The sequence below is a fragment of the Arhodomonas sp. KWT2 genome, from assembly GCF_041949875.1.
Classification (GTDB): domain Bacteria; phylum Pseudomonadota; class Gammaproteobacteria; order Nitrococcales; family Nitrococcaceae; genus Arhodomonas; species Arhodomonas aquaeolei.
On sequence record NZ_JBHFPQ010000042.1, the window covers coordinates 1 to 12,508 of the forward strand.

At 66.6% G+C, this 12,508-nt stretch carries 11 protein-coding genes; 5 read left to right on the plus strand and 6 right to left on the minus strand.

The genetic code is table 11. The annotated features are described in order from the left end of the window. The coding region (locus tag ACEZHJ_RS09285; protein ID WP_375036461.1) for an IS3 family transposase at window positions 1-174 on the plus strand (174 nt) is incomplete at its 5' end. A 69-nt stretch (window positions 175-243) separates the two neighbouring features. Here the strand turns inward: ACEZHJ_RS09285 and ACEZHJ_RS09290 are convergent. Both ACEZHJ_RS09290 and ACEZHJ_RS09295 read right to left on the minus strand, forming a co-directional pair. Further along, the gene (locus tag ACEZHJ_RS09290) at window positions 244-492 is read right to left on the minus strand and encodes a hypothetical protein (protein WP_163140526.1); all 249 of its coding nucleotides are present in this window, start codon (window positions 490-492) and stop codon (window positions 244-246) included. Window positions 493-564: 72 nt separating this feature from the next. Then, window positions 565-1,167: a hypothetical protein gene (locus ACEZHJ_RS09295; RefSeq protein ID WP_163140524.1), complete on the minus strand. Its 603-nt coding sequence runs from the start codon at window positions 1,165-1,167 to the stop codon at window positions 565-567. Window positions 1,168-1,474: 307 nt separating this feature from the next. Here ACEZHJ_RS09295 and ACEZHJ_RS09300 point away from each other — a divergent pair, with 307 nt between their 5' ends. Then, window positions 1,475-2,446 (plus strand): integron integrase, encoded by a 972-nt coding sequence (locus ACEZHJ_RS09300; protein WP_163140522.1) that lies wholly within the window; start codon window positions 1,475-1,477, stop codon window positions 2,444-2,446. Between the two features lie 442 nt (window positions 2,447-2,888). Here the strand turns inward: ACEZHJ_RS09300 and ACEZHJ_RS09305 are convergent, their stop codons facing one another. The 3 genes from ACEZHJ_RS09305 to ACEZHJ_RS09315 form a co-directional block, all read right to left on the minus strand. Next, window positions 2,889-3,350: a GNAT family N-acetyltransferase gene (locus tag ACEZHJ_RS09305; RefSeq protein ID WP_163140520.1), complete on the minus strand. Its 462-nt coding sequence runs from the start codon at window positions 3,348-3,350 to the stop codon at window positions 2,889-2,891. Window positions 3,351-3,715: 365 nt separating this feature from the next. Then, a complete protein-coding gene (locus ACEZHJ_RS09310; RefSeq protein ID WP_163140518.1) occupies window positions 3,716-4,645 on the minus strand; it encodes a sucrase ferredoxin in 930 nt (309 codons plus the stop codon). Window positions 4,646-4,654: 9 nt separating this feature from the next. After that, a complete protein-coding gene (locus ACEZHJ_RS09315) occupies window positions 4,655-5,485 on the minus strand; it encodes an ABC transporter ATP-binding protein (protein ID WP_163140516.1) in 831 nt (276 codons plus the stop codon). 109 nt (window positions 5,486-5,594) lie between these two features. Between ACEZHJ_RS09315 and ACEZHJ_RS09320 the strand changes: the two genes are divergently transcribed. From ACEZHJ_RS09320 to ACEZHJ_RS09330, 3 genes are read left to right on the plus strand one after another with little or no spacing between them, the layout of a single operon-like run. Beyond that, window positions 5,595-6,569 carry an ABC transporter substrate-binding protein gene (locus ACEZHJ_RS09320; protein ID WP_259202691.1) on the plus strand — a complete coding sequence of 325 codons (975 nt, stop codon included), beginning with the start codon at window positions 5,595-5,597 and terminating at the stop codon, window positions 6,567-6,569. Next, on the plus strand, window positions 6,563-7,567 hold the full coding sequence (locus ACEZHJ_RS09325) for an iron ABC transporter permease (protein ID WP_163140514.1): 1,005 nt from the start codon (window positions 6,563-6,565) through the stop codon (window positions 7,565-7,567). The genes ACEZHJ_RS09320 and ACEZHJ_RS09325 overlap by 7 nt, the downstream gene beginning before the upstream one ends. Further along, a complete protein-coding gene (locus tag ACEZHJ_RS09330) occupies window positions 7,564-8,601 on the plus strand; it encodes an iron chelate uptake ABC transporter family permease subunit (protein ID WP_163140512.1) in 1,038 nt (345 codons plus the stop codon). Before ACEZHJ_RS09325 ends, ACEZHJ_RS09330 begins: the two co-directional genes overlap by 4 nt. Window positions 8,602-8,663: 62 nt before the next feature. Here ACEZHJ_RS09330 and ACEZHJ_RS09335 read toward each other — a convergent pair whose 3' ends face one another. Continuing rightward, complete coding sequence (locus ACEZHJ_RS09335; RefSeq protein WP_163140510.1) at window positions 8,664-10,793, minus strand: TonB-dependent receptor; 2,130 nt, start codon at window positions 10,791-10,793, stop codon at window positions 8,664-8,666. Window positions 10,794-12,508: the final 1,715 nt, after the last annotated feature.

A 12,508-nucleotide genomic window follows, 5' to 3' on the forward strand; every position in this document is an offset into this window, starting at 1 on the left:
TCGTTTTTCGGCACGCTGAAGGCCGAGTCCGACGTCACCGAGTTCCACCTACAACAATCCGTGTCCGCGTTGATTAGCCATGTCGATGACTACCTCCAGTTCTACAATCAGCGTCGGCTGCATTCGGCGCTGGGCTTTCAATCACCGGCCGCCTTCGGGAAACTGGCCGCGTGAACGTGTCCAATTCAGCCGGGCAAGGTCACCAGCGCTTTCCGAGGTCGCACTCGAAGCTGTTGTTATGTTTTATGAAAGCTTTTCCTTCACCCGTTCAATGAGTGCGTCGCAACATCCAGAGACCTCGAAGCTTAAGTTGTCTAGGTTACGTCCTTGCACTTTTACCTTTGGCGATTCTCCGTGCTCCGGGCATTTCACGCCGCGTAGCTTGTCCTTTATTTGCTCGGAAATGCTCTTTAGGGCCGCAGCCTCCAATGCATCGCCAATTTTGTCCGGATTGACTTTCTTGCCGTTTATTTCGAATGAGACATCAATCATTGCGCCTCCTTTCCTTAAGGGACATAACGTTTGCATCAGGCGCCGCCACAGGCGGTCGCCTGTATGCAATGGTTATGCAAATCCCGCGATCCGGTCTACCTTGTACATAAACCGGTCATCATGAAGTATTGGTCGGTATCGCAACGACTTCTTGATGCCATGCTTCGCCACCAGGACCTCTTTCCCCTTAAAGTCCTTAGGGCGGGCCAGCCCCTTGCTCAACAAGGTTGGAATTACGGTCAAATCAAGCACGAACATATTGACCGTTGTTATCCACACATGCAGGTCGAGCGGGCTGTCCGGCGAAAATCCCGTCTCCAACGTGCTTGCGACATGTTCTCTCGAAGTCGGATAGACTTCTCTTCCTTTGAATTCAATATTTCCCACCGTTATGGCAAGACCGCAATTCTCCGCGATACCAATATCATGGCATCGGTCAAAGAATTGCTGGCTTACGCTATGGCATTGGTCCGCGACGTTATATGGCGTATTTGATATGAATTGCTTCGCGAGCTGCAGAAAAGGGCCTTGCACAAACTTTGCGAGATTTTGATTGTTAGCAGCATCACGGTAATAGTTCCTTAACGCCTCAAAGTCATGGGCCGCCACGGTGCCAGCGCCGCTCAGGTCTGCGGCGAAACGCATGGATTCTATGAATTCATCCAGGTAGCTCATGACCCCCTCATTACTCGCCAAGTCGCGCTATTCCAACAGGTGCCTCAAGGGCATAACAGCTAATAGGCGGACGTCGTCCGCGTTATAACACGGACTTTGTCCGCATAATCCGCATGTGCCAGGCCCCTTCGCTGTCTGTGCGGGATGGCTGCAGAGCGGCGCCAGCCGGGCGCTCCGGCATCCACCAGCCGCCGCATGCGGCGCGTGGGCAGCGTGATAGGCGGACACTTGCCGCAATGCGCGCTTGCGCGCCACTGGTCGGCCGGATACTGTACATATATACAGTAGTCCATGGAGGGGCGACAGAATGTCACGGAAGAGCTCTCCCTTTCTCGATCGTGTGCGTGCCGCGATCCGGGTGCGCCACTACAGTATTCGCACGGAAGAGGCGTACCTGGGCTGGATCCGTCGGTTCATCCTGTACCATGACAAGCGCCACCCGCAAGATATGGGCGCGGCGGAAGTCGCGGCATTTCTCACCGACCTGGCAACCACTGGAAGTGTAGCCGCGGCGACGCAGAATCAGGCGCTCAATGCCCTGGTGTTTCTTTACGACAAGGTGCTCGAACAACCGCTCGGTGAGATCGGCGATCTCGTGAGGGCGAAGCCGTCTCGCAAATTACCGGTTGTCCTCACACCGGATGAGGTTGGCCGGGTGCTTCGTGGGCTATCCGGCGTTCACTGGCTCATCGCGTGTCTGCAATACGGTTCGGGGCTACGACTCATGGAGAGTGTTCGGCTGCGCGTGAAGGATCTGGACTTCGCGCACCGCGCGATTTTCGTAAGGGACGGCAAAGGTGGAAAAGACCGCATCGTTACGTTGTCCGATGAATTGATCCAGCCACTTCAGCGGCATCTGCAGTGGCGGCGGAACCTCTTCGAGCAGGATATTCGGGCGGGCTGTGCCTCCGTGTATCTACCGCATGCGCTGGCGAGCAAGTACCCGAAGGCGCCCTGGGAGTGGGGTTGGCAGTACGTCTTTCCGGCGGAGCGGATCAGCCAGGATCCGCGCAGCCTCGCCCGCCGCCGGCACCACGCGGATGAAAGTGCCGTTCAGAAGGCGGTCCGCCGGGCGGTTCGCGCGGCTGGCATCGTCAAGCCGGCGAGCTGCCATACCCTCAGGCATTCCTTTGCTACCCATCTGCTCGAGCGCGGTGCGGATATCCGCACGGTCCAGGAACAGCTCGGACACACGGACGTGCGCACCACGCAGATCTACACCCACGTCGTCGAGCGCGGCGGCCGGGCGGTTAAGAGCCCGCTGGCCGCCGTGCTCTAGGCCGATTTGCTTATCGCGGCACCTTCTCGATGTCGCGTGCCTGGGCGCGCTCGATCCGTTTGCGCTCGATATCGTCAAAAGCCATTGACGAGTCCCTTCACAAGTCTGGGGATAAGGACATCAAGCGTGGTCTTCCCTGCTTGCCCCGACAGGGCGCCAATACGCGCGCCGGAGACGTGACGGCCGGATAACGTAATGCGGACGGGGCTATTCACGGACATTGCGGCGTGAGGGATATATGCGGGATGGCCGTGTCTCACCGGATGAAACCGGCCTGCCGCCGCGGCACGGACAGCGCTCTGCTCGCGCCGGCGGATGGTTTGTGCTGCAGGCCTGAACGATGCTCACAGGGTCTTCGAGCCATGCTGTTCCCTCTGGTGGCTCAACGCACCGGACCGTTGCAACAGGCACCGTGCGGTTCACGGCGGTACCGCGGACGGGCTCAGTCGAACCAGAGCTTCATGCCTTCATGCGAGGCTCTGAAGCCCAAGCGTTCGTAGAAACGAATGGCGTCCGGCCGCTTTTTGTCGCTCGTGAGCTGCACGATCACACAGCCTTTCTCCCTGGCCCGATCGATGGCCCACTCGAAAAGCCTGCGACCAATCCCCTGCCCCCGGTGCGAGGCGGACACGCGGACGCCCTCGATCAGGGCGCGCCAGCTCCCGACATACGTCAGGTAGGGGATGTAGGTGATCTGCAGCATACCGAGCAGCTCGTCGCCCGATTCGCAGACCACGAGCTCGTTGTTCGGATCGACCTGAATCGATTCAAAGGCGGCGCGATAGCCACCATCGAGCGGTGAGCCCGGCGACTCGCGAGTCCTGCCCAGATCGTCGTCGGCGAGCATACCGACGAGAGACGAAAGGTCGTCTTCACGAGCCAGCCGAAACCGATACTCTTCCATAGCCTGCCTGCCTCGCTATTCGGGGCCCGATGATAAATTCACTCCGCGCTCACAGCGCTCGGCGACGCCTGCCTGTCAGCCTCCCTTACGAGGGTCACCCCGCCCCGCCTGGAAACGAACAGATAAGGCACCAGAACGACGGCGGTGGCAAGCGCCTTCACGAACGCCCCGGCTGTCGTCGAGTCGAAAACCGGCTCAGCGTTACCCATCCAGTGATTAACCCGGTACGTCGCGCAACGCCCATGGATGAAGCCGGGGAACCTCCGCTTCGAACCGGGCCGGGAAGCCGCCGTTCGGCCCCTCCGGCTCGGGCGCCGGCACCGTGTATGACGCAATCCGCCGGGCCAACCTGGCGGGAAACCCGGTCAGCCCGCGACGGGTTCGATGTGCCGTGCCAGCCATACGGCGCTCGCTGTTGGGCCGTCCGGACCGATGTCGGCGCAGGTGTCGAAGCGGCTCACCGTGCCTGTCACGCAGGTTACGGCGACCTGGCCCTGCGCACGCGCACTGCGCCAGCGCACCCGCACGGTCGCGGCCCCCTCACCCTCGGTCTCCGGGTCGGCACACGCGGTTTCAACGCGGGCGTGGATATCCCGCCGGGCAAGCCAGTTCAGGGCGGCCACCTCCGCACACTGCTCCAGCGGGGTCAGGGCCGAATTGCCGCGGTAACAGGGGGGATAGGGGCGATCGCACCGCTCCGCCTCGAATAACGGCAGGATATCCGCCTCGCCGATGCGGCCGTATTTGCGGGTGGAGGGGAACACCATGGCGGTGGCCGCCAGGCGGCAGCCCCCGAGGTGGGAGCTCTGCCAGACCTCGAAGGCATGCCCGGACGCCGCGGCGGCGTCGGCCAGCAGGCGATAGGCCGCGCTGCCGAACTTGGCGCAGCATTTGTCCTTCTTGCTGTGCGTACAGCACAGGATCAGGGGGCTCGGGGCGGTGACGGCGCCCCATGGTTCGAGCGGGGCGTCGCCCAGCAGCGCGTCCAGGAAGTCCGGGAGGCGCTCCCGGTCGACGTCCACCGCGAGGTTTTCCGGCATCAGGTAGATGCGGTGACGCTCCGCCGACTGCTGGCGGCGATGGATCAGGTTGACCCGCCGCCCCGTGGCGAACACCGCCTCGACACGATCGAGGACGGCCTCGCTCATGTCGCTGGCACGCCGCAGGCTGCGCGTCCATTTGCCGATGGGCCAGCTGATCAGGAGATTGCGGTGGGCATGTTTCCCCGTGCCCGCTATCGGGTCCCCCGCCGCCCGGCCCTGGACGGCGCAGAATACGCGTTCGGTCGCGGCCACGCGGTCGCCCTACAACGCCCCGGGACGGCCCGGACCGGCCGCCCTGGGGACGCAGATCGGCCGACCGCTCTCGGCGTCGTGGATGATGCGGCTATCCAGGTCGAACACCTGTTTCAGCCGGGCGGCCGTGAAGACCTCTCCCGGTGTGCCGCAGTGCTCGATGCGCCCCGCTTTCAGCATGACGAGGGTATCGGCGTAGGTGGCCGCCAGGTTGAGGTCATGGAGCACCATCAGCAGTGTCCGGCCGTGGTCGTGGGCGAGCTTGACCAGCAGCTCCAGCAGGTCCACCTGGACCTTGAGGTCCAGGAAGGTGGTCGGCTCGTCCAGCAGGATCAGGTCCGTGCCCTGCGCCAGCACCATGGCGATCCAGCAGCGCTGGCGCTGGCCGCCGGAGAGCTCGTCGACGGGCCGGTCCGCCAGCGCGGTGACGCCGGCCGTCTCCATGGCCCCGTCCACGGCCGCCTCGTCACCGCGTGTCCACTGCCGCCAGAGTGTCTGGTAGGGAAAGCGCCCCAGCGCCACCAGCTCGCGGGCGGTGAGCCCCTCCGGCGCCGTGGCGCTCTGCGGCAGCATGCCGAGCTTGCGGGCGACCATCCGGGTCGACTGCCGGTGGATCAGGTGGCCATCCAGCACCACCTGCCCGGCGCGGGGGGAGAGCGTGCGGGCCAGCGTCTTGAGCAGTGTCGACTTGCCGCTGCCGTTGGGCCCCAGCAGGACGGTGACGCGGCCGTCCTCCACCCGGAAATCCACGCCGTGCAGGATCGGCTGGTCGCCGTAGGCGACTTCCAGTGCCCGGCCCTCGAGGCGGTGTGTGGCGTCGGACTTCCGCGATGGTGCCATAGGGGCGTCTGGTCAGAGTGAGGGGGAAATCGGCTCGCGATCACGAGGACGGGGATGTTATTATTTTTCATTCTCATTTTCAATTTGCGATACATCCCCGACCTCACCCATGCGGCCCAGCCACCCTGATCGCTTCTCCAACGGCCGTCCCGCCGGCGCCGCCGTGCGCGCGCTAGTCATGCTCGTCATGGCGTTGCCGCTGCTGGCGGGCGCGCGGACGCCGGCTGACACGCCGCGGGCACCGGCGGCGCCCACGGAACGTGTCGTGACCCTGTTCCAGGGCGCGACGGACACCGCCGTCGCCCTGGGGCTGGCGCCGGTCGGTGTCGTGGAGTCCTGGATCGAGCGGCCGATGTATCACTATCTCCGGGCGAAGCTGACGGACGTCCGCTACCTCGGCCTGGAAACCCAGCCGGACCTGGAGGGCATCGCCCTGCTCCATCCCGACCTGATCGTCGGGGCCCGCAACCGCCACACCCTGATCGCCCCCCTGCTCTCGCGTATCGCGCCCACCGTCATCGCCGAGGAGCTCTACGACTTCAAGGCGCTGCTCCGGCTGATGGCCCGGGCCACCGGCCGCGAGGCCCGGGCAGCGCGGCTGCTGCAGCACTGGCGGCGGCGGGTGACGGACTTCCGCACGAAGATGGCGCGGCGCCTGGGCGAGCGCTGGCCGCCCACCGTTTCCGTGGTCAGCTTCCGCAGCAATCACGCCCGGATCTATTACGGCGGCTTCGCCCGCACCGTCCTCGACGAGCTGGGCTTTCGCCGCCCCGCCGCGCAGCAGCACGCCGGCTGGGGCATCAAGCTGACGAGCCAGGAGAGCATTCCCGCCATGGATGCGGAGGCAATCTTCGTGTTCATGGTCGCCTCGGACCCGGCCGTCATGGACACCTACCGCAAGTGGACCCGACACCCGCTCTGGCAGCAGCTCAAGGCCACGAGGAATCAGGCGGTGTTCCGGGTCGACCCGGTGATCTGGAACATGGGCGGGGGCTATCTGGCCGCCAACCGCATGCTCGACGCGCTCTACGCCCACTACGGCCTGTCCCCACTCGGGGCCGACCCGGACTGCGCGTCGTGCTGAGCTCCCGCACCGCCAGGCTGGCGGGCCTGCTCGTGGCGTTCGTCCTGGTGATCGCCGGCTTCGCCGGCAGTCTGGCGGTGGGCCCGTTCGATACCCCGCCGGGTGTGGTGATCGACGCGCTGTTTGCCTACGACCCCACCTCGACCGGCCATCTTGTCGTCGGCGCCGAGCGCCTGCCGCGGGCGATCCTCGCGATGCTGGTGGGGGCGAGCCTGGCGGTGTCCGGGGCACTGATGCAGACGCTAACCCGCAACCCCCTCGCCTCCCCGAGCATCCTCGGCATCAACGCCGGCGCCATGCTGTTCGTCGTCGTGAGCGCCGCCGCGCTCGGCGCGGCGACGCCGCTGACACTGGTCTGGGCCGCCTTTCTCGGGGCGGCGGCGGCCGCGGCCCTGGTCTACCTGCTGGGCCGCCAGCCCGGCGCCGGCGTTTCCCCCCTGCGCACGGTGCTGGCCGGCGTGGCCGTGAGCGCCCTGTGCGTGTCCTTCGCCCAGGGCCTGCTGGTCATCGACCAGCAGCGTTTCGGCAGCCTCCTGTTCTGGCTGGCCGGCTCGGTATCCGCCCGTGAACTGGCGACGGTGACGCCGCTGCTGCCGTTCTTCCTGGTCGCCGGGCTTCTCTGCCTGCTGCTGGTCCGGCAGCTCAACGTCCTCGCCCTGGACGACGAGGTCGTGCGCGCGCTGGGCCAGCGTACCGGGCGGGTCCGGCTCGCGGTCGGGGCGGTGGTCATCACGCTGTCCGGGGCCTCCGTCGCCCTGAGCGGGATGATCGGCTTTATCGGGCTGATCGTGCCGCACCTGGCCCGCGGCCTGTTCGGCCGCGATCACCGCTGGCTGCTCCCGGCCTGCACGCTGCTGGGCGCGGCCCTGCTGCTGATTGCCGACACCCTCGCCCGGGTGGTCATCCCGCCCCAGGAGATCCCCGTCGGGGTGATGACCGCGCTGCTGGGCACGCCGCTGTTCCTCTACCTCGCGAGCCGCAAACGGGGCGCGCTATGAACCGGACGCTGGTGCTGCGCTCCCCCGGCGAGCGACTGGCGCTGCGGCTGCCCCTGAGGACGGTCGCGGTCGTCGGGGGCCTGCTCGCCCTGCTGACGGCCAGCGCCTTCGCCTCCCTGTGCCTGGGCTCCCACCCCACGGACGCCGCGGCGGTGTGGCACGCACTCATCGGCCCGGGCGACGGCGAGCTGTCCCTGATCGTGCGCGAGATCCGGCTGCCGCGAATCCTGCTGGCGATCCTGGTCGGCGCGGCGCTGGGGGCCGCCGGTCTGCTGTTCCAGGGGCTGGTGCGCAACCCGCTGGCCTCGCCGGACGTGATCGGCGTGACCACTGGCGCCTCCGCCGGGGCCGTGCTCATGCTCGTCCTGGGCGTGGCCGGCCGGGGCAGCCCCCTGCTGCCCGCCGCGGCCATCGCCGGGGCCTTTCTCGTCGCCGTGTGCATCCTGGTGCTGGCCTGGGGCAGGCGCGCCTCGCCGGGCCAGCTGATCCTGGTGGGCGTCGGCATCGCCTCGGCCCTCGGGGCGCTAATCACGCTGATGCTGGTGATGAGCCCGGACACCACCGCCATGAACGCCTACCTGTGGCTGGCGGGCAGCCTCTACGCGGCCCAGTGGGGGGATGTGGCGGGGCTGCTGCCGTGGCTGGCCGTATGCCTGCCCCTGGCGCTCGGCCGCGCGCGGCACCTGGACGTCATGGCGATGGGCGACGACGTGGCGACCGGGCTGGGCAGCGCGCTGCACACCAGCCGGCTGATCCTGCTGCTCTGCGGCGTCGTCCTCTCGGGGACCGCCGTGGCCTTCGCCGGCGGTCTGAGCTTCATCGGCCTCGTCGCGCCGCATATCGCGCGCAACCTGGTGCGCTCGGGCAGCACGGCGCTGACAGCGGTCGCGGCGATGGTCGGCGGGCTGATCCTGCTCTACGCGGACCTGGTGGGGCGTATCGGCTTCCTGCCGAGGGATTTGCCGGCGGGGATCTTCGTGGCGGGAATCGGCGCGCCGTTCTTCGTCTACCAGCTCCACCGGCTCAGACGTTAGCCACGCCGGTGCCGCAACGGCCTGCCCGGCAGACCCGGGCAGGCCGTGCGCTCGCGCGCCGGTCAGAAGTCGACGGCGTACCCCAGGGTGACCGTGCGCCCACGGCCCTTGAAGTAGTACTCGTCGCTCGCGCGGGCGGCCTGGGAATAGTAGGTGAAGTAGTCCTTGTCGGTCAGGTTCTCTATGCCCAGGCTGAGACGGCCCACCGGCAGCCGGTAGGCCACGGAGGCATCCATCAGGGTGTAGCCGTCGAAGTCCAGCCCCGGGTTCTCGGTGTTGCGGTCCCGGTAGTGCGTGAGCTGCACGCGGGTGCTCAGGTCCGGCGTCCAGGCACCGTTCCAGCCCAGGCGCACGGTGTCCGGCGCGATATTGATGCCGGTGAGCTCGGTGTCGACATCGCCGTCGCCGTCGGTGTCCGACTCCCCTTCCGCGTGGGTATAGCTCAGGGTCACGCGGTGGGCGTCGGTGACGTCCAGGGACCCGGAGACCTCGACGCCCTGGATCTCGGTCTTCTCACGGCTGCCCACCCAGGTGCCGTTCTCCTCAGTCAGGCGCTCACCGTAGTCCGAATTGGATTCGTAGTAGCTGACGTCCAGGCTCGCGCGGTCCCAGTCGAAGCGCAGCCCCACCTCCTGGTTGTCGGTGACGATGGGCTGCAGCGTGAGCAGGGAGTCGACGTCCTGGCCCGGGTCACCGATGCCGCGCAGGACCCGGCCCACGTCCGGCATGCCGAAGCCTTCCGAATAGTTGCCGTAGAACTGCATCCAGTTCGTCACGTCGTACACCAGGCCGACGTTGAACAGGGTCTCGTCGAAGTCCGGGGTGCCCCCGCCGACCGTGACGTTGTCCTGGGTCACGTTGCTCCGGTCGATCGTATTGTAGGTATCGACGTCCAGCTTCGCGTACTCGTAACGCGTCCCGCCGTGCAGGCTCAGTCTGTCGGTGACGACCAGATCGCCCTGCACGAAGCCGGCGTAGTTGCGGAAGGTCGACTCCGGCACGTACGTGCGCCCCGTGTGGGCCAGGACCTGCCTGGTCTTGTCCTGCAGCACGTCGACGCCGGTGGTCAGCGTGAGCCGGTCGTCGAACAGCCCGTCCCGGACCAGGGTGAACTTGCCGCCGAGCTTGTCCGACTCGTTGCGGGTCTGGTCGTAGAGGGTGTTGCCGCTGCCGTCGTCGTAGGGGAAGTACGGCGTGGTCGCGAACTGCGCCCGGAACGTCTGGCTGTAGAGCTTGGCGTCCAGCTTGTTGCCCAGCCAGTTGCCGTGGGAATAGGAGAGGCTGGCGGTCGTGACCTTGTTGTAGCCCGGATCCCCGTCGGGATTCCCCTTCTCCGCGGTGGTCGGGATGCCGGCGTCCCGATCGCCCACGACCGGGACGTAGTCGCCGTTGCCCTCGAGCTCGAAGCGGTTGACCGTGAACTCGACGTTCTGCTGGTCGTCGATCCAGTAGCCCACCTTGGCCATAAGATCGTAGCTGCTCGAGTTCTGCACCTCGCCCGGATAGGCCACACCAACACGCTCGTCGTTGCCGTCGTAGAAGACCCCCCGCTCCTGGAGGGTCGCACCGGCGAGGAAGTCCCACGAGCCGCTCTGGCCGCTGGCCTGGTAGTGCGTCTTGTAGCCCAGCCCGTCCGATTCGAAATCGTCGTCGGAGGTCGCCTGGACGCTCGCGGACTGGTCGAACGCGCCACCGGACGGGCGCTTCGTCACGAAGTTGATGATGCCCCCGGTCGCGCCCAGCCCGTGCTCGGCGCTGGCGCCGTGGATCACCTCGATGCGATCGACCATGTCCAGGTCGATGGTGTAGCTGTCGCGGGAGCTGTCCCGCAGCGGGTTCGACTGGGGCACGCCGTCGATCATAAACAGCGCCGAACGGCCCCGGAAGGTCTCGCCGGCATTCGAGAGCTTCTGCCGGCTGGGCGAATAGGAGGGGATCAGGTTGCTGAGGACCTGGCCCGGATCGGTCGTGATCGCCAGCTGCTGCTCGATCTGCTCGCGCGTGATGACGGTGACCTTCTGCGGCGTCTGGCCTTCCACGCTCTTGTTACGGGTGGCGGAGATAACGACCGGGGCCAGCTCGGGACCCGCCCCGGCCTCCCCGGACGAGTCGGCGAAGGCAACGCCGGGCAAAACGAGGCCACACACGGCCGGCGCAAGCAGGAGCGCCTGTCGCTTGGGTAAGGCAGTCATTATTGGTTAGTTCCTTGGGTGGGTGGGAGAGGCACAATCCAGACCGGTGGGCAACCAACTGGATCGCAAGCGAATTGATGATGTTAATCATTCTTATTCACGGCATCAAACGATGGCCTGCCCCCCGCCCAGGCGAGACCTCGCCCGACACCGGGCGCTCGGTGGGGTCACCGGCCGCAACGCCGGTCCGCAGCAACAGGCCCGGGCAAGCCAGCGGTCGTCCGAGACATCGTCGCGGACGAGGCACCCGGGTGGGCAGGTCGTGTGCGACGCCCGCCGTGTGCGACGCTGCCGGGACCGGCCCGGAATGTCGCACGCCTGCGGCGCACGACCTACCCGAACTGCCATTCTCTGCCCTGGAGCAGGATCAACAACGAGGTTGTTCACCCGGGCCTGCTGGCGAAGTGGCTCCGGCTCGCACCTCCAGCAGGTAGGTCGTGCACGGCCGCAGGCCGTGTGCGACGCTGCCGGGGCCGGTCCGGAATATCGCACGCCTGCGGCGCACGACCTACCCGAACTGCCATCCTCTCCTCGGGACCAGGATCAATATACGAGGTTGGTCACCCGGCCCTCCTGGCGGAGAGGCTCCGACTCGCACCTCCAGCAGGTAGGTCGTGCACGGCCGCAGGCCGTGTGCGACGCTGCCGGGGCCGGCCCGGAATATCGCACGCCTGAGGCGCACGACCTACCCGAACTGCCATTCTCTGCCCTGGAGCAGGATCAACAACGAGGTTGGTCCCCCGGCCCTCTTGGCGGAGTGGGTCCGGCTCGCACCTCCAGCAGGTAGGTCGCGCACGGCCGCAGGCCGTGTGCGACGCCGCCGGGACCGGTCCGGAATGTCGCACGCCTGCGGCGCACGACCTACCCGAACTGCCATCCTCTCCTCGGGACCAGGATCAATGTACGAGGTTGGTCACCCGGCCCGCCTGGCGGAGCGGTCCGGCTCGTACCTCCAGCAGGTAGGTCGTGCACGGCCGCCTGCCGTGTGCGACGCCGCCGGGACCGGCCCGGAATGTCGCACGCCTGCGGCGCACGACCTACCCAAACTGCCATCCTCTACCCGGGAGCAGGATCAACACACGGGGTTGTTCACCCGGGCCTCCTGGCGGAGTGGGTCCGGCTCGCACCTCCAGCAGGTAGGTCGTGCACGGCCGCAGGCCGTGTGCGACGCTGCCGGGACCGGCCCGGAATGTCGCACGCCTGCGGCGCACGACCTACCCGAACCGCCATCCTCTCCTCGGGACCAGGATCAATATACGAGGTTGTTCACCCGGCCCTCCTGGCGGAGAGGCTCCGGCTCGCACCTCCAGCAGGTAGGTCGTGCACGGCCGCAGGCCGTGTGCGACGCTGCCGGGACCGGTCCGGAATGTCGCACGCCTGCGGCGCACGACCTACCGAACTGCCATCCTCTACCCTGGAGCAGGATCAACACACGGGGTTGTTCACCCGGGCCTCCTGGCGGAGAGGCTCCGACTGGCACCTCCAGCAGGTAGGTCGTGCACGGCCGCAGGCCGTGTGCGACGCTGCCGGGACCGGTCCGGAATGTGGCACGCCTGCGGCGCACGACCTACCCGAACTACTAACCTTTAAAAAAGTAAAGTCATGCTTTGGCGTACTGACATTCGGGCTGTTGGAAGAATGAGCGCACCAGCCGCGGGAGTTTCTGGATGCGCCTGAGCGCGGCGATGGCCATGCGCTTCATTTGCTCGATGTTC

Bases quoted from the DNA above. Each gene is read 5' to 3' on its own strand.
- ACEZHJ_RS09300 (WP_163140522.1), top strand. From the start codon at position 1,475: ATGTCACGGAAGAGCTCTCCCTTTCTCGATCGTGTGCGTGCCGCGATC.
- ACEZHJ_RS09320 (WP_259202691.1), top strand. From the start codon at position 5,595: ATGCGGCCCAGCCACCCTGATCGCTTCTCCAACGGCCGTCCCGCCGGC.
- ACEZHJ_RS09315 (WP_163140516.1), bottom strand. From the start codon at position 5,485: ATGGCACCATCGCGGAAGTCCGACGCCACACACCGCCTCGAGGGCCGG.
- ACEZHJ_RS09290 (WP_163140526.1), bottom strand. From the start codon at position 492: ATGATTGATGTCTCATTCGAAATAAACGGCAAGAAAGTCAATCCGGAC.
- ACEZHJ_RS09330 (WP_163140512.1), top strand. From the start codon at position 7,564: ATGAACCGGACGCTGGTGCTGCGCTCCCCCGGCGAGCGACTGGCGCTG.
- ACEZHJ_RS09335 (WP_163140510.1), bottom strand. From the start codon at position 10,793: ATGACTGCCTTACCCAAGCGACAGGCGCTCCTGCTTGCGCCGGCCGTG.
- ACEZHJ_RS09295 (WP_163140524.1), bottom strand. From the start codon at position 1,167: ATGAGCTACCTGGATGAATTCATAGAATCCATGCGTTTCGCCGCAGAC.
- ACEZHJ_RS09305 (WP_163140520.1), bottom strand. From the start codon at position 3,350: ATGGAAGAGTATCGGTTTCGGCTGGCTCGTGAAGACGACCTTTCGTCT.